Source organism: Shewanella livingstonensis, from assembly GCF_003855395.1.
Lineage (GTDB): Bacteria > Pseudomonadota > Gammaproteobacteria > Enterobacterales > Shewanellaceae > Shewanella > Shewanella livingstonensis.
In genome coordinates, this window is record NZ_CP034015.1 from 1,348,654 (window position 1) to 1,371,155 (window position 22,502).

Genomic DNA, 22,502 nt, shown 5'->3' on the forward strand with positions numbered 1-22,502 from the left:
CTCTTGTGTAAGCAACTAGTTACATTTACATTACTGGCTTGTATTGACTTTGTTAAGAAATAACTTAACTTGGTTACGTAAATATAAATCCGCACGAGTTGCGCGTCGTTATAGTTTTAAACGGCAGTGTGCAGCAGTCAAGGATGTAAAACAATAAATTAACGTTAAGGATGATCATGAAAAAAACTAACCTACTGCGCAGTGCTTGCGCTATCGCCATATCTCTGTCCCTTGCCCCTATAGCATTCGTTTCTCAAGCTGCCGAAGCCGGTGCACAATCAAAAGTTGAACGAATTGAAGTGACGGGTTCTCGTATCAAACGCACCGATATTGAAGGACCTTCGCCAGTACAATCGTTGAATAAAGACGATATTGCTAATATGGGTTTTGATAACCTACAACAATTGCTTGAACGTATGCCAGCAAACGGTTCTGGCGCATTCTCGACTCGTGGTAATAGCCAAGATTCTACCGCTAACGGTGGCGCGTCAATCAGTTTACGTGGCTTAGGGCCCGATGCCACGTTGGTACTTATTAATGGTCGCCGAGTGGGATCGAGTGCCTTTGCTGAAGGGATTTCGAATTCATTTGTTGATATCAACAACATCCCTGTATCAGCAATTGAGCGCATCGATATTCTTAAAGACGGTGCATCAGCTATTTATGGTTCTGATGCTATTGCTGGCGTGGTCAACATTGTTTTAAGAAAAGATATTGAAGGTATTGAACTTAACCTAGGTTATGGCGATGACAGTGGCACGGGTTATGATGAAACCACAGCTAGCTTAGTGTGGGGTGTAAAAGCGGATAAAGGCAGTGCGTCAATTATCCTTGATTACTTTACCAATGGCACCTTGTCTGCAGAAGACATGGGCCGTTTTGGTACCGCTAACCAATCACCTTACGGCGGTGAAGATTATCGCTCATCACGTGGTTTTCCTGGTTATTTCTATGTTAATGGTGTTAAAACAATCGATCCAGATTGCCCTGCTGAAAATGCGACTGCAAGCGGTAGTTGTTTGTTTGATTACGGTCCATACAATTTGACTATCCCAACATCTGAACGTGTTGGTGCTATTGGCCAGTTTGATTACATGTTAGGTGAAGATTTAACTGCATTTTTAGAATTATCAGTACAACACAATACTTCTGAGGCCGGTGGTGCACCAACACCATTAGATGAAGATGCAGGCTTAACAGTACCAGGAACTCATCCCAACAATCCTTTTGGGCAAGACATTGATATTGGCCGCTACCGTACGGTTGATGCCGGTGCTCGTCGTTGGAATATCGAATCAGATACTATGCGTATTGTGGCTGGCCTTCGTGGCGTCATAAACGATTGGGACTGGGAAGTATCAGCACAACGTGGTCGCAGCGAATCAACTCAAACAGGTAATCGTTCACAGGGTTGGGTAAGAACCGACTATTTACAAGCTGAAATTGATGCCGGTAACTACAATCCATTTGGTGGCACTATCAACTCGCCAGATGTGATTGATCGCATTACTACTAGCCTGGTAAGACAAGGTAAGTCGAGTATTACCGCTTATGATGCCAGTATTACAGGTCAAGCATTTACCATTGCTGATCGTGATATCATGATGGCTGCCGGTGCAGAGTATCGCGAAGAAAGCGTCAGTGACATACCAGACGAGCAGTTTCAACGCGGTCTGATTTTTGGTACTGAAGCGGTGTCTGCGTTTGGTTCGCGTGATCAACATGCTGCCTATGTTGAATTCTCTATCCCGGTAACCGACAGCTTTGAGTTACAAGTTGCGGGTCGTTACGACAGCTACAGTGATTTTGGCTCAACCACTAACCCTAAAATTGCTTTCCAATGGGGCATTAGTGACGAGATAACTGCTCGTGGTTCTTGGTCTACTGGTTTCCGTGCACCATCATTAGCACAAATTGGCTTAGGTCCCTCTGAAAAGAGTGATTTTTTAACTGATAGCTACCGTTGTGCTGCAGACAATGTAGATTGTGAATTACTTGACTACAATTTCGTGTTTGCTGGTAACCCTAACCTTAAAGCTGAAGAGTCTGAGACTTGGAACTTAGGTATGATTTGGGCTCCAAGTCAGCAGTTTGATATTGGTTTTGATATATTTAATATTGTCCAAGATCATAAAATTGACTCACTGCAAAACCAAGATCTTTATGATGAAAACTGTAATGATCAAAACAGTACTATTTGTCTACGAAATGCACCACAAGCGGGCGAAACATTTGGTTCAATTGATGTCATCAAGTCTGCGTTCGTCAACATTGGTTCACAAGAAGTACAAGGTATCGATTTATCTAGCCATTATGGTATTGAGCTAAACAACTATGGCGATATTAAGTTTGGTTTAGAGTACAGCTACTTAATTAGCTTTGAAAAAGAAATTGATGGTGATGTCGTCGATTACACCGGTGAGTATGAGTATCCACAACACCGTTGGTTAGCAACCACTAACTGGAACATGGACGACTTTGCCGCTAACGTAAACTTTAGCTACACTGGCGAATTTGAAGACTTCAACAAAACTCGCACAGTCGATGCCCAGTTGTTAGTCGATATGTCTGGTTCATATCGTTTCAATGACACGGTTAAGTTATCTGTAGGTGTGAATAACGTATTTGATGAAGATCCATCATTTGCAATTGGTGACGGTGATGCAGACCTTTATGGTTACGCGATGGGCGTTCATAACCCGTTAGGTCGTTATGTTTATACTAAAGTCACCATGAAGTTCTAAACATAACTTCATAAGATAAATTACAGCCACATTCTCTTTAAAGTGCAATGTGGCTTTTTTATCATCTAAAATGAGTAACTTTGATGTCAATTATTGCGGTAATAACCTTATTGCCTACTGTTAATATTGAAGTGATGTTGAAGGAGCTGGCGGACTATATTGATAAATAATGCCTTATAATGCGGATTGTAAAAAGAAGCATAAGGCTTCTTTTTTGACAACATACCGTGAGTATTAAGTATTAAGTATTAAGTATTAAGTATTAAGTATTAAGTATTAAGTTATCGGTTAGTGTTAAGGTCTTTACAGTTGGGTTGCAGCCCATTTAGCGCGACTTTCACGACTTTCACTCATGCCGTTATCTGCACGGTAAGCTTTATAAGCTTCGGCATCTAATGCCACTAAGCTAACATCTACTTCCAATACCAACTTACATTCTTTTTTAATTCGCCATGCCGCGGTATTGTACAATTCTGTTAATGGTAAAGAGCTTAAAAACTCTGGATTGTATTGGGTATATAAAGCTTGAGTTGGGTACACCACAAACGCTAAACGGCGCTTAGGCTCTTTTTTAAATAGCGCTTCAATACCATCAGAGGTGTTAAGTACCTGCATTTCGATAATATCATCGATTTCTAGGAGCTTTTTTTGTGCCGCAATAGGCGCTTCTTTTTCGCCAGATTCCCATGACATTACATCTTCATTACTGGCGTTAGTGATACTAGCAACTTGCTCTGTTGTTAGGCCAAAAGAGTGGCGTAAACATTGGACTTCAATGGCATTTAAACCGGTATTTTTCGACATGGTTATTCTCATCTTAAGTATTAATGTGTGTGTGATAGCTAGGCATAACGCAGTTGTCATTTTTCCATAGCACAGCGATGATCTAGCTTAACCAATGGGGTTAACTGATACGCTTAATCAATCAGTTTATCGATTCAGCCACACATCTTCGGCCCAATGCCAAAATGATTCCCAAACCTTGTCACTAAAGCGGCCTTTTTTCCAAAACAACACTTGGCCTTCTTCATCGATACAATAAAAGCTATCGCCTATTTGGCAAATAGCAATTTGTTCACGAGGTAGCCCAATAGACCAGGCATAACAGGCTACTTCAGGTAGATAGGTGTGTGAAGATGGATCGGCTGCGGTAACGGGTTCAATCGTGCCATAAATAACATCACTGCCATAGAGTAAGAATTCTTTTAAATCGTTGGGTAAACCAATTAAGATTTGTTCTTCAACTTCTACAAGTTGCTCAAATGTTGGCAATTCTAACGGCACCGGTACGGTTTCGCTTAATTCTTGTAGTTGTTCAATAATGTCATTCATCGCAGTGTCCAGCAGATCGTTTCGTAATGGGCGCGAGTATAGCAGATGTGCTTGTTGCGGATCTTGTTTGGCAAAAAAAAAGCGCTCATATGAGCGCTAAAGGGTGGTGTGGATACTATGCAACTTGGCGTTGTGAACTGTATAAACTTTGACGTTTGTAGCTTAACCACGCTTTGTGATACTGCTTGTGAGAGTTTTGACGCAGTGTAGCTATAGTGGCTTGTTCTATGTCATTTAAGCGTCTAGATGTGGCTTTAGCCTTAGATTCAATCTGTTGGATTTGCTCATAAACATGATGTTCAGGGCCACTTTTAATGTCGGCAATATCATTTAAATGAAATTGTACTTCAACCACCATTTGGCTTACGGGTAATTTCACTAATACATTCAAATCACGGTAACCTGACACTTTAGGATGAGCAAAACGATTTTTCAATTGCACAATTTCGGTGTATTGGCTCAACTGTTGGTAACTTGATAGCAAGCTTTTTACGTCATAGGCCACCACACTTGCCCGTGCTATATCGGTTAGTTGGCTGGCATCGCCATTAAATTTAGTTTGTACTTTTTGAGCCGCACGCTGATAACTTTTGGTAGCAGGAAGAATGGTTTTGGTATTACTTGATTGGTCAATGAAGTGGAGTAGGTCAATCAGTTCTTGCTGCGCCGCCGGTGCCCGTGACATCAGAGCATGCAAGTTATCACTATCTTGTGTCACCAAGTCGGTGTTGTGATCATAAAGTGCCATTAGCTGCTCAATATCATTAGATGATTTTTGGCTGAAGTCAGATGGCTGAGCTAGCTTGGTGTATTTAAGCTCGTTAGGCTGGGCAATAGCACCACGGGTAGACAGTAAAATTAAGAATATAAAGAAGGTACGAAACAACTTATTCATTGAATAGCTCCAGCGTAATGTCTGTTAATCCAATGTACCGCTTTTTGGCTGAATAGGGGCTGAATGAACAAGGTTTAATAAAAAAGGGCATCGAATGATGCCCTTTTAGGGATAATTGTGATCATAGTCAGTATTTGACTATGAGTATTATTACCAAATCTTTACGCGACTCGCTGGTTCAATATACATCTTGTCGCCTTGCTTTACGCCATATGTTGAGTAGAACTCAGGCATATTAGACAACGCGCCAAGGGCACGGAAGTGACCAGGTGAATGCGGATCAGTAGCAACACGGTTACGCATTGATTCTTCTTTCATCTTCACACGCCAAATTTGAGTGAAGCCCATGAAGAAACGTTGATCGCCAGTTAAACCATCAATAACCGGTGCTTCTTTACCATCAAGTGACATTTTGTAAGCTTTATAGGCGATAGTAACACCTGATAAATCACCAATGTTCTCACCTAATGTCAGACTACCGTTGACGTTTAGATCGTCAAATACTTGATAACCATTATACTGAGTGATTAATGCATTACCTTTAGATTCAAACGCTTTTAAGTCAGCTTCGGTCCACCAGTCACGCATGTTACCTTCACCGTCAAACTTTGCACCTTGGTCATCAAAGCCATGGCCCATTTCGTGGCCAATAACCGCACCAATACCGCCATAGTTAACCGCATCATCAGCTTCTAAGTTGAAGAATGGTGGTTGTAAAATCGCTGCAGGGAACACGATTTCATTCATGGTTGGGTTGTAGTAAGCATTGACGGTTTGTGGCGTCATGTGCCATTCGTCTTTATCAATCGGTTGACCTAGCTTAGCAAGACTTTTGTTATGCTCAAAAATAGCAGCACGTTTGGCGTTGCCCACCAAATCATCGGCTTTAATGCTTAGTTTAGTGTAATCATCCCACTTATTTGGATAACCAATTTTAGGATTAAACTTAGCCAGTTTGTCTTTAGCCGCCACTTTAGTGTCAGCACTCATCCAATCTAATGACTCAATGCTTGAACCATAGGCTCCACGTAGGTTTTCAACCAGTTGTTCCATACGAGTTTTCGCTTCTGGAGCAAAATGACGTTTAACGTATACTTTACCTACCACTTCACCTAATGTGTCGCTCACTGTACTCACACCACGTTTCCAACGCGGTTCTTGTTCTTCTTGGCCATTTAAGGTTTTAGAGAAAAAGGCAAAGTTTTCATTGTCTAATGCTTCAGACAAGTTACTAGCATTGTGAGTTAGGCTCATCCACGTTAAGTAGTTTTTCCAAGTCGCAAGGTCGTTATTTTTAAGCACCTCGTTTAAGCCTTGGATATAGCTTGGTTGGTTGATAATGATATCAGTTTGCTTATCGCCGCCTACTGCCGCTAAATAACCATCCCAGTTAATCTCTGATGCCAACTCTGGCAAATTCTCAACTTGGTATAGGTTATAGGTTTTAGTGCTGTCGCGGGTTTCAACCACGTCCCAATGCTTTGCTGCAATTTGAGTTTCAAGCGCTAAAATGGCTTCAGCATTAGCTTTTGCATTAGGTAAGCCTGCAAGGTTGTACATTTTTTCAATATGTTCAACAAAGGCTTTACGGATACTGACGAAGCGTTCTTCTTGATTAAAATAGTAATCTTTTTCAGGCAGGCTTAAACCATATTGCCAAATATGAGTGGCATAACGGCTTGAGTCTTTTGCATCGATTTCAACATAGAACGCTAAAGGCGTTCCGCCACCATTGACTTGGCTTGTACCAAAAAATGCAGTTAGCTCTTTTTTATCTTTTAAGGCAGCAATGTTATCTAAGTCAGCTTGAATTGGCGCAATACCTATTTTATTTAAGGTTTCTACGTCCATGAATGAGCGATATAAATCAGCTACTTTTTGTTCGTCTGTGCCATCGGCTAAGTTAGGCGTAGCGCTTAAATCTTCGATAATGACTTTAACGTCATCACGAGCGTTTTCACGTAAGTCGTAAAAAGCACCAATGCTAGTACGGTCGCCAGGGATTTCAGCTTTGTTCATCCATGCGCCGTTAACATACATGTAGAAATCGTCTTGAGGGCGAACAGACTTGTCGATGTTGTCAAAGTTGATGCCTGAAGTCAGGGCTTGTGCTACCGCAGTGGCTGTCGCTGTTTTAGCAACGTCTGCAGCAGGTGCAACGACAGCTTTGTCATCACTACAAGCACTTAAGCCTGTAATTAACGAGGCGCATAGACCGCCAATAACCAGTTTTCTCATGTTGTTTCCTTTGCTTTATTTATAGAGCCCTTCATATGGGGCATTGCGAGCAGTGTCGCTTAATCCAGCAATAACCCCTTTATCCAAAGGGAAAAGCTATTACTTTTATTGTGAATTGTATGTTAAAGCCTTATCCGTCTATAAAACAAGCCGTATAGGCGCATTTTTACAGGGTTTTTTGTGACTATGTGTAACCAAAAATTACCGTAGTGGTGAAAAAAATCGGCGATTGATTTCTATTTAAGTGAGTAAGCAGCATAATAGCGCCAATATTTTTTGATTGAGTAAGTATTGTGCGTTTAGACAAATTTATCTGTGAAAGTACCGAATTAACTCGGTCATTGGCCAAGAGAGCCCTGCATCGTGGCGATGTTACCTGTGATGGTGTAGTGGTAAAAAACTCCGGCTTTAAAGTATTACCACAAATGGTGGTGCATTTAGACGGTACCTTAATTAGCGTGATTGGCGAGCGTTACATCATGTTAAACAAACCGATAAACACTATTTGCTCAACCATTGATGAAGAATATCCATCAGTATTGAGTTTACTTGATATTGAAAAAATGGACACCTTGCACATAGCAGGCCGATTAGATGTCGACACCACAGGGCTAGTGTTAATTACCAGTGATGGTCAGTGGTCGCATAAAATTACCTCGCCGAAGAAAGATTGTGGCAAACGTTATTGGGTAGAATTGGCCGAACCTATTGATGATAGTTTAATCAAGGTATTTGCCGATGGTGTTGAGCTGCGCAATGAAGATGGCCTGACCAAGCCAGCTTTGCTGGATATTATAGACTCAACGCATGTGCGATTGACGATTAGTGAAGGTAAGTATCATCAGGTTAAGCGCATGTTTGCTGCAGTCGGTAATCATGTCGTTAATTTACATCGTGAAGCCGTCGGTGGCATAGAATTAAATGCGGACGTGGCAGCAGGTGAATGGCGTTATTTAACCGATGCTGAAATCAAGTCAGTGTAGTGGTATTTATCTCAATATTTGAGTTTGAGTCTGTTGGTTTTAGAGTATTACCTTATTGATATTTGCTTGCCGATATCAACAACGCCCACTGGTGATAATTTATCATCACCAGTGGGTATTTTTTTAGCTAAATATTGTCAACTAATACAATTAACTCAATATCGTTAATGCAACAAAGAGCGGTTTATTAACTGTTTATTATTCCGAGTAGAGGCTACTTAGTCAGGTTGATTTTACCGCTAATGGTATTAATATTGACTTGACCTGCGCCAGCTTGAGTTTTGAACTGCAACGTTTTGGCTGGTGAGTACTTTTGTTTTAGCGGTTTATCATCGGTTAATTGATTGTCAATTTTTCCACCAGGGCCGCCATCAATCATAAAACTGATGTTAGGCATACTGGTAAACGTCAGTGTCATATCGCCACTAATCGTTTCCAGCCGGGCTTTGTGTAAGTCTGCCCCTAAGTTAAATTGTGCATCGCCACTAATCGTCACCACATTTAGCTCGGTTATGTGGTTAACCGTTGCGTTTATGTCACCAGACACTTGGTCGACAGACAATTGTGTAAAGGCACTTTGACTTTTCAGTTCGCCACTCACTAAGCGCAGCTCAGCTTCACCTTGGCTATTGCTGTCAGTGATATCGCCCGATACCGTTTCGAGATTAATTTTTCCCGCTAACTCGGTAGTATTTATATTACCTGATACGGTAGTCAGCTTAGTGTTACCGCCGAGTTGTTTGGCGTTAATCTTACCACTGACCAACGCTAACGATATTTGACCATTTAGCTGTGATAATTGATAATTTGCTGATACTCCCTCAGCATCTAAATCAAGTTGCTTAGGAAGGTAAATGGTTAGTTGTGATCCTTGTTTATTACTGCCCTGATAACTGCGGGGTAATTTATCTTCTACAATAACGCTATTGCCTTTAACTTCAAATATTAAGCCTTGGCTTAAGTCATCAAGTTCACCTTTAATTTGAATGCTATTTTTATCCCAACTGACTAGCTCAACATTACCGCGTTGTATTTTCATACTTACCGAAGGGTTATCAGAAACACTCAATTGCTGGTCAACGGCTTCTTTGCCCATTGAGATAAAACTGATACCGATTAACGGCACGATTAACACGTATTTAAGAATGCTCATATTGTATTTCCTTGTGATGTCCGTTTAGACGTAAATGGTAGCTTTTGGCCTTGCTGTAATAGGGTTATTTGACGTTGCATGATCCAGCGCCATAATTGCCACATTTGTTGATTAGTCGGTTGTTGTTTTAATGCCGCTTGTACTTGTTTTGAGGCGATATCCAACGCTGCTAATGCTTGGCTAATATCACTCTGTATCTGTTGTGGAGCATCAGTTGATGATAATTGCCAACTCACGATGTATTGGTTTTGATTAAACACATCCAGTTGGGTCTGATGAGTCAACGCGATTTGATCGACTAATTCGGCTAATGTTGACTCCGTTTGAGTTGCCTCTGTTTGGGGGGACGATGTTGTTAGGCTTACTACCGTATTTAATGTGGACACTGGTGCAGTTACCGATATTGCGGCTGTTTGCGGCTGTAACGAATTACCATCAGGGCGTTGCCAAAGCAGCATCGCTAGTAAAGACAAAACCGCAACGCTAGCGGCAATAAGCCAAGGTCGAGTTAGATGTGTTTTTTGCTGAGATTGAGGCGACAACTGAGCTGTAATCTCTGGCCACAAATCAGTTGTCGGTTGCATTTCTAGCGGCAATGACTTGATTAGACTATCGAGGTCTTGCGGTGACGGGTTCATGCAAGCATCTCCTGTAAGAATTGTTTAGCATTATGGTACTGCGCTTTACTGGTGCCTTCGGCAATGTTGAGTAGGGCGGAAATTTCTTTATGTTGATAACCTTCAATCGCACACAGTACAAATACGATACGAGTTCGTTGAGGTAACTTGGCAATACATTTATCCAATTGGTGATACTCATCAAAGGCAACTGTAGGTATGTCCAGCGGCTCAAGTTGCTCTGTCGGTATAAAGCGTCGCCACCACGATTGCTGTACCTTTAGCTCGTTAATCGCTTGGCGAACGCATAAGCGATGTAGCCAAGTGGTGAATTGGCTGTCGCCTCTAAATTGATCCAATTTATGCCATAAGCGGATAAAACAAATTTGGGTCATATCATCTGCTAAGCTTGTTTGGCCGCTGAGTCGAAAACAGATGGCATAAACACGTTGATGGTGTCGCAGATACAGTTGTTCGAATGCTTGCTTACAACCTGAAGCTGCGATGGCGGCCAATTGATTGTCATCAAGTGCTTCTAAGTGGCTCAAGGGCTTTGAAATTAGCTGATTGATAACATGCATCCTTAATGTCGCAATATGTCCATTATAATTGTGTAGTTATTTGACAGATACAAGTCGTTAAAAGGTTTATATCGGGGGGAAATAAATAAGCGTTACTCACTTTATGGTCTAGTTTTTTTTATGTGGGCCGATAGTTAAATAGAATACATTTGTTGCATAAGTGTTAAATTGATCGGTATTGATAATTAACCATGTCAGTTACAACGATAATGATAAAGGCAGTACAACATAATAATAACGACAAGATTCTAATCTTACTCCTAGGTGGTAAAAAATATGCTTATTCGTTCAAAACTGATTTTAAGTTCTATTGTTTCCGTTTTGTCAGTACTTGCGATGTTTGGGTTACAAAATTATTCCGAATCAGTGTTGTCGGAATTATCTACCGCATCAAATAGCATTGTTGAAATTGAAAAAAAAGTGCTGGAATTACGTACTGAAGAAAAGGATTTTCTCCATCGATCAGACACCGTCTACATCGACAAGTTTACACGCAGTATGAATGATATTTTGGTCTTTATGGCTGAAGTACGTGTCGCCCTTGAGCATCAGGATATGAATGTTGATGCTTTAGATCATTTTAAAAACAATCTCAACGATTATAAAACGATTTTCAATGAAGTTATTGCGCTAAAAGTGGAAATAGGTTTAAGCCACGATTCCGGTTTATATGGCGACTTGCGTTCGGCGGTTAAAAAAGTCGAAACCTTACTGAGTAACAGCTCGGAGGATGCTTTGCTGGTGGGTATGTTACAACTACGTCGCAGTGAAAAAGACTTTATGCTTCGTCGGGATATTAAGTATGTACAAGCTTTTGATGACGGAGTTGTCCGCTTTTTAACTCAAGTTCAACAGTCTAATTTAAGTTTCACTCATAAAGAGCAATTGACTGCAGACATCAAAGATTATCAGATTAATTTTAACAATTTGGTCGACAAAGAAGTGTTGTTTGGGTTGTCTGAGCAAGACGGTAAAATGGCTGAACTACGAGATAAAATCCATCAAACAGATAATGATACCGTGGTACTTCGTGATCAAACGTTAGCCGAAATTGCCAGTGGTAAAAGTCAAGCATTTATTGTTGGTCTAAGTATTTTCTTGCTTATCGCTGCAGCGTTATGTATTTCAACGTTATTGATTATTCGAAGTATCATCAATCCAGTTAGGAATATTACTTCTGTAATCTCATCGATTGAGGTCAGCAAAGATTTATCGATGCGTTGTGATGAGTCGGGTAACGATGAACTATCGCTTATTGCCCATCACTTCAATAGAATGTTGATGACATTCCAAGAGTTAATTCAGCAAGTTAATGAATCTGTAACAGCCATGAATGAGTCTTGCCATGAACTGTCTCGCAATGCTGTTTCGGCTTCAGAAGGGGTATTACGGCAATTAAATGAAACTGACATGGTGGCTACAGCAGTGACCGAAATGGGAGCAACCATTGACGAAATTGCTAAAAATACTGAGTTAGCTGCCAGCAAAGCCAGTCAAACCCACGATAATGCTCAATCTGGGCAGCAAGGTGTAGAGCAAACCATTGAAAAAATTACTCTACTGGCAACACAGTTAACGGCTTCTGCAACGGTAGTGGCTGAATTAGAGCGAGACAGTGTCACCATTGGCAGTGTGCTTGATGTTATCCGTGGCATTGCTGATCAAACTAATTTATTGGCGTTAAACGCGGCAATTGAAGCGGCTAGGGCGGGAGAGCAAGGTCGTGGTTTTGCTGTGGTTGCTGACGAAGTACGCTCGCTTGCTGTACGGACGCAAAAATCAACTCAAGAGATCACGAGTATTATATCGACTTTACAAATGCGTACTCGCTCTATCGTGGACCTCATGCAAGAAAGCCAGCAACAAGGACGCGAAAGTGTTGAACAAGCATCAATTGCTGGCGAGGTGTTACGTCAAATTACCAGCGATGTAACTAATATTATGGACATGAGTACTCAAATTGCTGCAGCGATTGAAGAGCAAAGTATGGTTGCTGCAGAAGTAAATAAAAATGTGGTAGTGATCCGCGATATTGCCGATGAGTCTTCACATGCTGCAGAAAAGAATGCTGCTGCATCAGAAGACGTAAGAGTACGCGCCAAAGCACTAAATGAAGCAGTGAGCCAATTTAGCGTGTAAATTCTGTTCATGCAGTAATAAAAAGATAATAAAAAGATAATAAAATGGCCTAGCATTAACTGCAAGGCCATTTTTGGCGGTACGTATTTAGCTGCATGCATTTAGCGGTAAATATTTGCTATCAATAGTAACGATGCGTCGTTATACATGTCGGCTATACGCTTTATTCAGTCTAATGAGTTAAACCAAGTCCGTGGTTTAGCTCATTATAGTGTAATGGTGTTAACGCCATCAGGGGTGCCTACGAGTAGGACATCGGCGCCGCGGTTAGCAAATAAACCATTGGTAACGACACCGACAATGGCGTTGATTTTAGTTTCCATCACTTTAGGGTCTAGAATTTTCATATTGTAGACATCTAAAATTACGTTGCCGTTGTCAGTTACTACACCTTGACGGTAAACCGGATCGCCACCTAATTTTACCAACTCACGTGCCACATAAGATCGTGCCATCGGGATCACTTCAACAGGCAATGGAAACTCACCTAAAATTGGCACTTGTTTGGTATTATCTACAATACAAATAAACCGTTTAGCGACCGCCGCGACAATTTTTTCGCGAGTTAATGCAGCTCCGCCGCCTTTAATCATGTCCATGCGATCGTTAATCTCATCCGCACCATCAACATACACATCTATCAAATCAACACTGTTTAAATCAAATACTTCAATGCCAAGTTCAATGAGTTTTTTAGTTGATGCTTCTGAGCTTGATACCGCACCTTCAATATCATCTTTCATGGTGGCAAGTGCATCAATAAAGTGATTAACGGTAGAGCCTGTGCCCACGCCGACGATAGTATCTTTTTTGACATACTGCAGTGCTGCCCAACCTGCTGCTTTTTTCATTTCATCTTGTGTCATAATAGTATTCCCAATGCTAAAAAATCTGTTATTTCTACTCTAATTGGCGCGATTATAGCGCAAATTAGTGTGTCGGCGTTTGCTGTCCATCATAAAAACGTGCATTTTTAAACGCACTCAATACTCTGATATTAATATCGCTCATGAACTTTTTCTCTAGACGTACATCCATTACGTAGGCCTTAACGGTAATGGTTTGTAAAAACTCACCTAAGTCATATTCGTTACCTAAATTGACAATAATGGGTTTATTTAAAAAAGTATAAGGTGAGCACTGTGTGGCTTCGCGAGCAAGGGCTATGGCTTTTTTGTGGTCGACATGCATAGGCAACGTAAACTTTACCACTACCATTTCATCTAAAGCGCCGCTATTTGCATTGGATATTGCCGTTTTTAACGCCTCAGCATTAGGTACCATCACGGTATTGTCATCAAAAGTGCGCAACCAGGTAACGCTCCATTCCAGCTTAATGACTTCACCATAATGGCCAGACAATGTGACCATGTCGCCTACGCGATATGGCGGGTTAATCATAATAATAAACCCTGCAATCATATTCTTAGCCGGTTCTTGTGTCGCTAAACCCACCACAATACTGATAGACCCGACCACGGCTAGAATGAGATTTTCGTGCGGGTCGATAATGCCAACAATCGAGTAAATAATGACAGACAGCCACACGAATAAGCGGACAAAAGGGTATGACCGATTCCAGATCAAGCGGAATTTAGGCAGTGCTTTATTTAACTGCTTTAATAAAAACTCGATAGAGATTAGCAATAGCCACGCAATTAAACACAATAGTAAAATACTGACGATGCGATCAAACGAGATGATGTCTAAAAATGCTTGTAATGCTTTACGTGAATCGTCCATGTTGGCCTCGTTTAATTAAACAGCTTATTGTTATTGACCAAGTGACTGGCGATAATTTTGGATAATGCAGGAGTAATAAAATAAAAGTGTTGTGCAAAATCTCGCTGCGAATATTGTGCAATGATCAACCCTTGGCGTGCTAAATAAGCCAGTTGTAAGCTGCTTTGCTCAATTGTTTGAGCAAAAATGTGTGCATGTTGTGCTATGCGTAATCCACCATGAATATAAATTTCAGCTAATGAAAACAAGTCGTTGTCTTGACACAATGGCAAAACGGATGCGTTAACTTTACAAATATCAGTACATTGTTTTGAGTTGTCACCAATGTCTTTACTTGAATTATTCTTAGAGCTATTGTCAGATTTGTTATTCGAGCTGCTTTGAGCAATATCCGTTTGATGTGTTAACGAATACTGTAATAATAATATAGCGAGTTTAGGATGACCTTGGCTAATCATATGCAGCTGCTTTAATTGGTCATCGTATGGGTTCACATCATCATCTTTTTCACTTTCAGTGTGCGTTGCCTCAGATAAATTTTGCGTTCGATTACGTTCAGCTTCGTCCGTTTTCAAGATTAAATAATCATCACTTATTAAGCCTAAATCGACCAACTGTTTGGTTTGTATGCTGGCAAGTTCTTTTGCATTGAAATAGTCGAATGTAATAATGTGCTTAATAAAGTGGGTAATTTGATATTGCGTGCTTAATCGTTGCCAAGCGAACTTTTCACAGCCCAGAATCCAGCAGTGGTGCTTACGGGTTTCCATCACAATGGTGGCAAAGGTCACTAACGCTTGCGCATTTCCCATCATTCTTAACATCAATTTGTGCAAATCATCGATAACAATTAATTGTGCTGGCAGTTTGTTTATCGCAATGATGATGTCCGTAATCGTTGTATCGGTCATTGTCGCTGGTGGTTGCATGTCAAAGCAGTAGCACACATTTGCTATCGCATCACTAGCACTAAGCGGGGCATTGTAAAAGCTCATTATTAGCCCTTTTTCGGGTAACGGCTTGACTTTAGATGTTGAGGCGTCTTGCTGTTGTGTGTTGATGTTTGCTAATAACGAGGGAATTTGGCCTAAAAAGGCTGACAGCCCTGCGCCAGCGGGTGCCACAATAGCGCTTATTTCACCATGATGGTTACGCCATAAATTAATCACGTCGGTGATTTGTTTTATTTGTGATTGGCGAGCAATAAAATCTTCTGCAGTGTAGATGAACTGCGATGACATGGTTTCATTAACGGGTTCTTCGCCTGTTCGCGGTTGATATTGGTTTGCGATGGTTTTGAGTGAGATAAGCCCTTTCTGTGCGTCATCAGACTCAGTTTTAAGGGTCGCCTTAGGTGCGAAAAAGGTATTAACCCATTGACTCAATCGACTAAATAAACGCAAGTTAATATCCATTTACACTCTCTTTTTTAACGCATTATTTAATCTTAACATGAAGTAAACAAAAAGCGGTATTGGTGCCAGACGCATACATTAACGAATACGATGGATAATGATGAATTCAATGCAAGGCGATGATAGTGGTAATCAAAACGAACAAATATTAGCCGTTACTAATGTTTTTGGTTTGATCTATGATAATGATCCACTAAAAACTAACTAAAAGTGATTATTTATCTATTGTCCGCCTAATCCTTTATCGTATACTCAGTCAAATTATTAGGTTTATTTTTCAAGTGATACTAATGAAATTTCGTTTCTTGTTTGCCTGTGCCTTATTATGTTCAACTTCGTTGAGCAGCCCAATGTCTTTTGCGGCACAAGCCGTGCAAAACAAACCTCAGCAAGAGTTAGCCTCCGGTAGTGCTATGTTGGTCGACTTAACCACCAATGAAGTTTTATATTCAAGTAATCCAAATCAACCTGTGCCTATAGCGTCAGTGACCAAGTTAATGGCGGCCATGGTGACATTGGATGCCAAGCTTGCATTAGATGAAAAAATCTCCGTAAAAATTACTGACTCACCTGTGATGCGCAATATTTATTCACGTGTGCGTTTAGGCAGCGTGGTGACTCGTGAAACCATGTTGTTATTAACATTAATGTCGTCAGAAAATCGTGCAGCGACCTCACTTGCACATAATTATCCAGGTGGGTTTAAGGCTTTTGTGCGTGCAATGAACGACAAAGCGACCGCTCTGGGCATGAGCCAAACTCGTTATGTTGAACCAACAGGCTTGTCTCCTGACAATGTATCTAGCGCTAACGATCTCATATTATTGCTTAAAGCCAGCCAAACATATCCGTTATTAGGCAAGCTGAGCTCGACTACTAAAAAGCACGTTAACTTTGAATCACCACGTTATGCCTTAGATTTTCAAAACACTAATAAACTGGTATTTAAAAACAATTGGAATATTGCATTAACCAAAACGGGCTTTACCAATAAAGCGGGCCATTGTTTAGTGATGTTAACTGAAATGAACAAGCGTAAAGTGGCATTTGTGGTACTGGACTCATTTGGTAAATACACCCACATGGCTGATGCCAACCGATTAAAGAACTGGCTAGAGACTGGGCGTACAACACCAATCCCTGCATCGGCTAAAGCCTATAAAAAACAACGCCAAGCGATGCTGAATAACAGTATTTAACTGCTGAATGACCACAATTAACGCCCATTCACTTTTATTGAATGGGCTTTTTTTGTCAATTTACTTTTGATGTTGGCTTATTCACATCCATAGGTACCATAAAGTACCTGCTGTTTTATCGATTGTTAAAGCCTTACAATAGTGGCAATTAAACGGTTGTAAGGTAGCAATATGTTAAACATGGATCTTAACCAACGAGTGGTGATAAACACTGCCGACATTGAATGGCAAAATAGCCCCGCTGCTGGGGTCGTGCGTAAACGTCTAGCGCGTGAAGAAGCTGAACGTGGCCATGCGACCAGTGTTGTTAAGTATGAAGCAGGCGCTAAGTTTAATGCACATCCTCACCCATTAGGTGAAGAAATTTTAGTGCTCGACGGGGTGTTTTCTGATGAAACCGGTGACTATCCTGCAGGGACCTATTTGCGTAATCCTGAAGGTTTTGTCCATGCGCCGTTTAGCGTAGAAGGTTGTACGTTGTTGGTAAAGCTGCACCAATTTCAACCTACAGACTCACAACAAGTGGCCATTAATACCAATGAAACACAATGGTTGCCGGGTCATGGTCGGTTGCAAGTTATGCCGTTACATCAACATGGTACCGAGTCGACTGCATTAGTGAAGTGGCCTGCGGGGACACATTTTCAACCACATCGACATTTTGGCGGCGAAGAAATCTATGTCATTAGCGGAGAGTTTATCGATGAACTTGGTCGCTATCCTGCAGGAACTTGGATCCGCAGCCCGCATTTAAGTCAGCACAACCCGTATGTAGAACAAGACACGGTTATTTTAGTTAAAGTCGGTCATCTGTAAGCCGACTATAATGCGCTAAAAATATTGTGTTTAGTCAATAAGTTTATTATAAAGGCTTAATTAATTTAAGGTTTTATAAAGGAATGACGATGCACGTACCTGACAAGTGGGATATGAGCGCACAACTGTTTATTCATCAGTTTATTCATCAGTTTATTCAGCAGTATGGTTTTGCCGCGGTGATTACTGATGATTTAGATTGCTCCCACTTACCACTATTGCTTGCGCCTTTAGAGGGCCAGCATGGCACCTTGTATGGTCATTTTGCTAGAACTAATCCGCACTGGAAACAGGCTGAAGGCGCGACAGTGTTATGCATTTTTAATGGGCCACATGCGTATATTTCACCCACTTGGTACGACTCGCAACCTGCGGTACCAACTTGGAATTACAGTGTTGTGCATGCCAAAGGACGTCTTGAATTACTCGATGATGCAACCACAGTGCAAGTGCTGGAATCTACCATTGAACAATATGAACCTTCATTATTAGACAATGGTGGTTTTATACCACAGGGCTACCAGGATAAATTAGCCAAGGGCATTGTTGGCTTTAAGATTGTCATTGATGAATTACAAGGTAAACAAAAACTTGGGCAACATCGTCATCAACGCGATCAGCAAGGTGTTGCTCAAGGACTATCACAGTCAACTCGAACCGATGAAAAACAGCTATTAGACTATATGGTGCGTCACAACATCGGATTAGGTAATCAATAGTGGTTCAATAGCACCATCACCGATACGATGAACTCTATTTATTGGTCATTAAATTAATGGGCAATATTTTTTTAACCATCACATCAGGTTATTTCTCTTCACTCTTTAAGGATGAACAGTGCACAGCGATGTATCGATAGCACGATTTAAACAGTTTCCACGGTTGATGTGGATTTTGCTGTTTGGCTCATTTATTACCCGCGGCAGTTTTTACATGGTGTGGCCATTTTTGGCGGTCATCTTGTATGAAAAGTTTGCCTTAAGCGCCACCGAAGTGGGTTTAGTGCTGTCGAGTGCAGCGATTATATCGGTATTTACCAGTTTTATTGGTAGTTCATTATCCGACCGCATTGGCCGCCACAAGTTAATGTACTTTACCGGTGTGCTTTATATCATCTCGTTTTCATTGCTGGCACAAGTCGACTCTGTCAAAGGTTATGTGGTGGTCATGACGCTGTGCTCTATGGCAACAGCAATATGGCGACCACTGACGTCGGCCACTATCGGCGACATTATTGACGATCCTAAAACCCGCGAATTGGCGATGCAGTCTTTGTATTTCATCGTTAACGTGGGCTGTGCTGTAGGGCCCATGCTAGGCATATGGTTAGGCTTAACCGGTAAACAGTCGAGTTTTTACATCACCGCAGCCGCGTTTGCGGTATTACTGGGATTATTATTTTGGGGTTTTAGGCACCAAGCTCGGCAAACGGCTTCTTTAGCAACCGAACCTGCCGCTGATGGGCTTATTCCGGTTATGGGTGATGCAACCGCTGCAATTAAACGTAAGCCAGCGGCGTTAAGTAGACAACAAATAATGTCTATTTTATGGCAAGACAAGCTCCTACAAGGGCTTATTTTTGCTAACATTTTGTGCATGTTCATTTATGCGCAAATGGACAGTTCGCTTATTCAATATCTTACCCGAGCAAATGCGCCAAATTTACTGACACTGATTTCAGCAATGATTTTTACCAATGCATTGGTGATTATCTCGACCCAGTTTTTATTATTGAGATTGATGGCGGGTTATAGCTTAATCCATCGGATCCAGTTTGGACTAATGCTGCTGGTGTTCTCACAAGTGTGGTTAGCCTATAACCCGATTGATTTCTTTTGGGGCTGGATAGGAGCGGTTGTTATTATGAGCCTAGCGGAAACCATTTTATTCCCCACGATGAATGTACATATTGATCGCTTAGCACCTAAACATCTGCGCGGGGCCTATTTTGGCGCGGCTTCATTTTATGACTTGGGTTTTGCTTTTGCCCCTCTGGGCGGCGGGATTATTTTAGACCACTTAGGCGGCTATTGGTTGTTTATCATTGGGGCTGCTTTATCGCTGGTGGTGATTTATTTATACAGCATGTTAGATAAGCTACCGAGACCTGATTTTGCTGCATTAAAATAGATTAATGATGTGTAGTAGTCGTTAATCTACTTTAATTACAATGCGTTGTTGGCGACTTGTTAAAATGCGAGCGCAGGTTTAATAAGTTAATCTCGACAACAACATTGAATGGGGCTAGATTGACAAAATTACAACCCTATCAATAATAGTATTTGGTCTTTTTTAACGGTAAGGCACATCGCTTGTTAAGCATAATTACAAGCGCCTATTTAATCGCAAAGGAACCAATTATATGAATCGTCAAATAGTCTCCCTCATTATTGTCAGTATGTTAATGGTGTTTAGCGGCCATAGCGTCGCTAAAGATGACTCACACGGTAATAGTCACAAACATAAATCTGAAAAACATGAAAAAAAGCATAAGCATGATCATGATGACGAAGTAATCTATCAAAATTATTTTAGTAATGATCGCCAAGTTATTATTAAAAATTACTACGTTACAACGCGTGATACTAAGCATTGTCCACCAGGACTAAAAAAGAAGCATAATGCCTGCTACGCTCCTGGATATGCAAAGCAATGGCAGAAAGGCCAATATTTGCCCGCAGAGGTTGTTTATTATGATGTGCCTCCAGCGCTTACTGTTCAGTTAGGGCTCTCATCAAGAAGTCAGAAGATTGTCCGTGTGGGTACCGATTTGCTGTTAATCAGTGTCGGCACCGGAATGGTTCTCGATGCACTTGATGATCTTAATGGTGCTTTTTAATCGAACCCTGCGAGCAGCGTTTGTTGACCCTTTTTACTGCGTTATCGACTTTTTATGTAGAATAACTACACATCAAAGTCTCTGCCTTGTACAAATGGTTAACAATTAGCTGCAAAAAATTAAGATCCTCCAGCGTTAACGTAATAGCTTGCAGCTAGTTCAATGCACATTGAGCTAGCTGTTGGTATTACTATCCTGCCAATACCAATACCAATACCAATACCAATACCAATACCAATACTAGTACCACACTATTAGTACCAACTATCACTCTCACTTCATTTATTCCGCTGTCATCGCTATCGTTAGTCTTTTTCACTGTAGTAACGGCAGCTGTTTTGATATTGTCTGTAGTCATATTATTCGTGTATCTATCATTTTATCTATATTAACCCGATCAGAGGTTAACGAAGGGCAGGCGTACTTTATGGCTTTAACACCGATCAGTCAGTTTATATTATCTTTAGCTGAACAAGCTGACTCAGTGCGTTTCGAAGAGTCTATGGTATTGATTGATAGCCATTATGATTTTAGTCCAAGTGCATTTAAAAATGGTGATCAGCTTAACGAGGCAGGGCAAAACTCTGGTTCTTGTAAAATATTGGCATTTGGGCAAATTCATCAATTATCTATGGAGCAAACCTTGGCGATGTTTGGCCAGCATTATCGAGATGTTCTGGCTGCACCACAGGGATCTGATCATCAAAATATTCGTCAGTTTTCATTATACGGTTGGGATGGGGTTTTATTTTCGCAATTGGCATTAGCACTGAAGTAATTAATCATCATACCAAAGCACTAGGGCCTGTTGATCTTTCAAGGTTATTTTTGCAGCGAATTGTTGGCCATTTGTACAAGGCAGAGACTTTGAGGTGTAGTTATTCTACATAAAAAGTCGATAACACAGTAAAAATGGCCAACAAACGCTGCCCGAAGGGTTCGGCTAAAAACGTTTTACTCTTTGTTGAATGCATTTTGCTTAGATGACTAGGCATCAATCCATTCGCCTCGATTAAAACGTTTTTAACTCGAACAAAATTCAACCAGCAAAGATCAACAGGCCCTAGCATCGATTAATATCGACAATAGTTTTAAATACGACTATCTTGCATCCATAGTAATAGTATCAATAATGTTATTTGGTTTTTTTAACGGTCAGGCATTATCGCTGGTTAAGCATTATGACTAGCGCCTATTTAATCGCAAAGGAATCCATTTTATGAATCGTCATATACTACCTCTTATTATGTTAAGTTCTTTAATGGTGTTTTCGACAAGCCATAGTTTTGCTAAAGACCACGACAATAACGGTAAGCACAAATCTGAACAACATGACAAAAAACATCATAAGGATCATGAAGAAACTTACCAAACTTATTTTAGTAATGATCGCCAGGTGATTATTATTAATTACTATAATACCACCCGTGATGCTAAGCATTGCCCACCAGGATTAGCCAAAAAGAATAATGGCTGTCAACCACCGGGCAGTGCTAAACAATGGCGAAAAGGTTACTCACTGCCAGCTGATGTTGTTTACTACGAGGTACCATCAGCGCTTACTGTTCAGCTAGGTCGTACGCCAGAAGGACAAAAGATTGTCCGTGTGGGTACTGATTTGTTGTTGATTAGCATTGGTACAGGCATGGTGATTGATGCAATACAAGACCTTAACGATGTGTTGTAACCGCGTTGGGTAAACCTTGTTATGGCGTTAGTTTTACCATTAATCATTAGCGAAACGAAAAAGCCGACCAAGGGTCGGCTTTTGCTTAATCACAGATTTTACACATCATTCAAAACATATG

21 protein-coding genes are annotated in these 22,502 nt (G+C 40.9%); 10 read left to right on the top strand and 11 right to left on the bottom strand.

Annotation, left to right across the window (positions count from 1 at the left end):
• Nucleotides 1-176 precede the first annotated feature (176 nt).
• On the top strand, nt 177-2,744 hold the full coding sequence (locus EGC82_RS05845) for a TonB-dependent receptor (RefSeq protein ID WP_124729929.1): 2,568 nt from the start codon (nt 177-179) through the stop codon (nt 2,742-2,744).
• A gap of 303 nt (nt 2,745-3,047) precedes the next feature.
• Here EGC82_RS05845 and EGC82_RS05850 read toward each other — a convergent pair whose 3' ends face one another.
• The 4 genes from EGC82_RS05850 to EGC82_RS05865 all read right to left on the bottom strand — a co-directional run bounded on the left by EGC82_RS05850 (nt 3,048) and on the right by EGC82_RS05865 (nt 7,209).
• Nucleotides 3,048-3,548, bottom strand: coding sequence for a DUF4447 family protein (locus tag EGC82_RS05850; RefSeq protein ID WP_124729930.1), 501 nt, complete (start codon nt 3,546-3,548; stop codon nt 3,048-3,050).
• A 126-nt stretch (nt 3,549-3,674) separates the two neighbouring features.
• A complete protein-coding gene (locus EGC82_RS05855) occupies nt 3,675-4,076 on the bottom strand; it encodes an SMI1/KNR4 family protein (protein ID WP_124729931.1) in 402 nt (133 codons plus the stop codon).
• A 115-nt stretch (nt 4,077-4,191) separates the two neighbouring features.
• Nucleotides 4,192-4,971, bottom strand: a complete 780-nt coding sequence (locus EGC82_RS05860) for a nucleotidyltransferase family protein (protein ID WP_124729932.1) — start codon at nt 4,969-4,971, stop codon at nt 4,192-4,194.
• A 150-nt stretch (nt 4,972-5,121) separates the two neighbouring features.
• Nucleotides 5,122-7,209 (bottom strand): M13 family metallopeptidase, encoded by a 2,088-nt coding sequence (locus EGC82_RS05865; RefSeq protein WP_124729933.1) that lies wholly within the window; start codon nt 7,207-7,209, stop codon nt 5,122-5,124.
• A 293-nt stretch (nt 7,210-7,502) separates the two neighbouring features.
• Between EGC82_RS05865 and rsuA the strand changes: the two genes are divergently transcribed.
• On the top strand, nt 7,503-8,192 hold the full coding sequence (gene rsuA / locus EGC82_RS05870) for a 16S rRNA pseudouridine(516) synthase RsuA (RefSeq protein WP_124729934.1): 690 nt from the start codon (nt 7,503-7,505) through the stop codon (nt 8,190-8,192).
• A 214-nt stretch (nt 8,193-8,406) separates the two neighbouring features.
• Here rsuA and EGC82_RS05875 read toward each other — a convergent pair whose 3' ends face one another.
• Genes EGC82_RS05875 through EGC82_RS05885 form a run of 3 tightly spaced genes read right to left on the bottom strand, consistent with a single transcriptional unit; the run spans nt 8,407 to nt 10,543 of the window.
• On the bottom strand, nt 8,407-9,345 hold the full coding sequence (locus EGC82_RS05875) for a DUF4097 family beta strand repeat-containing protein (RefSeq protein ID WP_124729935.1): 939 nt from the start codon (nt 9,343-9,345) through the stop codon (nt 8,407-8,409).
• Nucleotides 9,342-9,983, bottom strand: a complete 642-nt coding sequence (locus EGC82_RS05880; protein WP_124729936.1) for a hypothetical protein — start codon at nt 9,981-9,983, stop codon at nt 9,342-9,344. The genes EGC82_RS05875 and EGC82_RS05880 overlap by 4 nt, the downstream gene beginning before the upstream one ends.
• Nucleotides 9,980-10,543 (bottom strand): RNA polymerase sigma factor, encoded by a 564-nt coding sequence (locus EGC82_RS05885; protein WP_244212544.1) that lies wholly within the window; start codon nt 10,541-10,543, stop codon nt 9,980-9,982. The genes EGC82_RS05880 and EGC82_RS05885 overlap by 4 nt, the downstream gene beginning before the upstream one ends.
• Nucleotides 10,544-10,819: 276 nt before the next feature.
• Here EGC82_RS05885 and EGC82_RS05890 point away from each other — a divergent pair, with 276 nt between their 5' ends.
• Entirely contained in the window at nt 10,820-12,682 is a 1,863-nt protein-coding gene (locus tag EGC82_RS05890) for a methyl-accepting chemotaxis protein (protein WP_124729937.1), read from the top strand.
• Nucleotides 12,683-12,888: 206 nt separating this feature from the next.
• Here the strand turns inward: EGC82_RS05890 and rpiA are convergent, their stop codons facing one another.
• The 3 genes from rpiA to EGC82_RS05905 form a co-directional block, all read right to left on the bottom strand.
• Nucleotides 12,889-13,548: a ribose-5-phosphate isomerase RpiA gene (gene rpiA, locus EGC82_RS05895; RefSeq protein WP_124729938.1), complete on the bottom strand. Its 660-nt coding sequence runs from the start codon at nt 13,546-13,548 to the stop codon at nt 12,889-12,891.
• 64 nt (nt 13,549-13,612) lie between these two features.
• Entirely contained in the window at nt 13,613-14,425 is an 813-nt protein-coding gene (locus EGC82_RS05900; RefSeq protein ID WP_124729939.1) for a mechanosensitive ion channel family protein, read from the bottom strand.
• 11 nt (nt 14,426-14,436) lie between these two features.
• Complete coding sequence (locus tag EGC82_RS05905) at nt 14,437-15,840, bottom strand: hypothetical protein (protein WP_124729940.1); 1,404 nt, start codon at nt 15,838-15,840, stop codon at nt 14,437-14,439.
• A gap of 350 nt (nt 15,841-16,190) precedes the next feature.
• Between EGC82_RS05905 and pbpG the strand changes: the two genes are divergently transcribed.
• From pbpG to EGC82_RS05930, 5 genes are all read left to right on the top strand, one after another.
• The gene (gene pbpG, locus EGC82_RS05910; protein WP_341867784.1) at nt 16,191-17,039 is read left to right on the top strand and encodes a D-alanyl-D-alanine endopeptidase; all 849 of its coding nucleotides are present in this window, start codon (nt 16,191-16,193) and stop codon (nt 17,037-17,039) included.
• 171 nt (nt 17,040-17,210) lie between these two features.
• On the top strand, nt 17,211-17,855 hold the full coding sequence (locus EGC82_RS05915; RefSeq protein ID WP_124729942.1) for a cupin domain-containing protein: 645 nt from the start codon (nt 17,211-17,213) through the stop codon (nt 17,853-17,855).
• Nucleotides 17,856-17,944: 89 nt separating this feature from the next.
• Nucleotides 17,945-18,574 carry an FMN-binding negative transcriptional regulator gene (locus EGC82_RS05920; RefSeq protein ID WP_124729943.1) on the top strand — a complete coding sequence of 210 codons (630 nt, stop codon included), beginning with the start codon at nt 17,945-17,947 and terminating at the stop codon, nt 18,572-18,574.
• Between the two features lie 118 nt (nt 18,575-18,692).
• Nucleotides 18,693-19,985 carry an MFS transporter gene (locus tag EGC82_RS05925; RefSeq protein WP_124729944.1) on the top strand — a complete coding sequence of 431 codons (1,293 nt, stop codon included), beginning with the start codon at nt 18,693-18,695 and terminating at the stop codon, nt 19,983-19,985.
• Between the two features lie 232 nt (nt 19,986-20,217).
• The gene (locus EGC82_RS05930) at nt 20,218-20,694 is read left to right on the top strand and encodes a hypothetical protein (RefSeq protein ID WP_124729945.1); all 477 of its coding nucleotides are present in this window, start codon (nt 20,218-20,220) and stop codon (nt 20,692-20,694) included.
• Nucleotides 20,695-20,884: 190 nt separating this feature from the next.
• Here EGC82_RS05930 and EGC82_RS21225 read toward each other — a convergent pair whose 3' ends face one another.
• Nucleotides 20,885-21,052, bottom strand: a complete 168-nt coding sequence (locus EGC82_RS21225) for a hypothetical protein (protein WP_164839097.1) — start codon at nt 21,050-21,052, stop codon at nt 20,885-20,887.
• Nucleotides 21,053-21,121: 69 nt separating this feature from the next.
• On the opposite strand from EGC82_RS21225, the gene EGC82_RS05935 reads away from it, so the two are divergent.
• Together EGC82_RS05935 and EGC82_RS05945 are read left to right on the top strand one after the other, a co-directional pair.
• On the top strand, nt 21,122-21,472 hold the full coding sequence (locus EGC82_RS05935; protein ID WP_124729946.1) for a HopJ type III effector protein: 351 nt from the start codon (nt 21,122-21,124) through the stop codon (nt 21,470-21,472).
• 441 nt (nt 21,473-21,913) lie between these two features.
• Complete coding sequence (locus EGC82_RS05945; protein WP_124729947.1) at nt 21,914-22,381, top strand: hypothetical protein; 468 nt, start codon at nt 21,914-21,916, stop codon at nt 22,379-22,381.
• The last annotated feature ends 121 nt before the right edge of the window (nt 22,382-22,502 follow it).

Coding starts and splice junctions, on each gene's coding strand:
- EGC82_RS05855 (WP_124729931.1), bottom strand. CDS start 4,076: ATGAATGACATTATTGAACAACTACAAGAATTAAGCGAAACCGTACCG.
- EGC82_RS05945 (WP_124729947.1), top strand. CDS start 21,914: ATGAATCGTCATATACTACCTCTTATTATGTTAAGTTCTTTAATGGTG.
- EGC82_RS05930 (WP_124729945.1), top strand. CDS start 20,218: ATGAATCGTCAAATAGTCTCCCTCATTATTGTCAGTATGTTAATGGTG.
- EGC82_RS05915 (WP_124729942.1), top strand. CDS start 17,211: ATGTTAAACATGGATCTTAACCAACGAGTGGTGATAAACACTGCCGAC.
- rpiA (WP_124729938.1), bottom strand. CDS start 13,548: ATGACACAAGATGAAATGAAAAAAGCAGCAGGTTGGGCAGCACTGCAG.
- EGC82_RS05920 (WP_124729943.1), top strand. CDS start 17,945: ATGCACGTACCTGACAAGTGGGATATGAGCGCACAACTGTTTATTCAT.
- EGC82_RS05935 (WP_124729946.1), top strand. CDS start 21,122: ATGGCTTTAACACCGATCAGTCAGTTTATATTATCTTTAGCTGAACAA.
- pbpG (WP_341867784.1), top strand. CDS start 16,191: ATGTCTTTTGCGGCACAAGCCGTGCAAAACAAACCTCAGCAAGAGTTA.
- EGC82_RS05850 (WP_124729930.1), bottom strand. CDS start 3,548: ATGTCGAAAAATACCGGTTTAAATGCCATTGAAGTCCAATGTTTACGC.
- EGC82_RS05900 (WP_124729939.1), bottom strand. CDS start 14,425: ATGGACGATTCACGTAAAGCATTACAAGCATTTTTAGACATCATCTCG.
- EGC82_RS05865 (WP_124729933.1), bottom strand. CDS start 7,209: ATGAGAAAACTGGTTATTGGCGGTCTATGCGCCTCGTTAATTACAGGC.
- EGC82_RS05845 (WP_124729929.1), top strand. CDS start 177: ATGAAAAAAACTAACCTACTGCGCAGTGCTTGCGCTATCGCCATATCT.
- EGC82_RS05885 (WP_244212544.1), bottom strand. CDS start 10,543: ATGCATGTTATCAATCAGCTAATTTCAAAGCCCTTGAGCCACTTAGAA.
- EGC82_RS05890 (WP_124729937.1), top strand. CDS start 10,820: ATGCTTATTCGTTCAAAACTGATTTTAAGTTCTATTGTTTCCGTTTTG.
- EGC82_RS05880 (WP_124729936.1), bottom strand. CDS start 9,983: ATGAACCCGTCACCGCAAGACCTCGATAGTCTAATCAAGTCATTGCCG.
- EGC82_RS05905 (WP_124729940.1), bottom strand. CDS start 15,840: ATGGATATTAACTTGCGTTTATTTAGTCGATTGAGTCAATGGGTTAAT.
- EGC82_RS21225 (WP_164839097.1), bottom strand. CDS start 21,052: ATGACTACAGACAATATCAAAACAGCTGCCGTTACTACAGTGAAAAAG.
- EGC82_RS05875 (WP_124729935.1), bottom strand. CDS start 9,345: ATGAGCATTCTTAAATACGTGTTAATCGTGCCGTTAATCGGTATCAGT.
- EGC82_RS05860 (WP_124729932.1), bottom strand. CDS start 4,971: ATGAATAAGTTGTTTCGTACCTTCTTTATATTCTTAATTTTACTGTCT.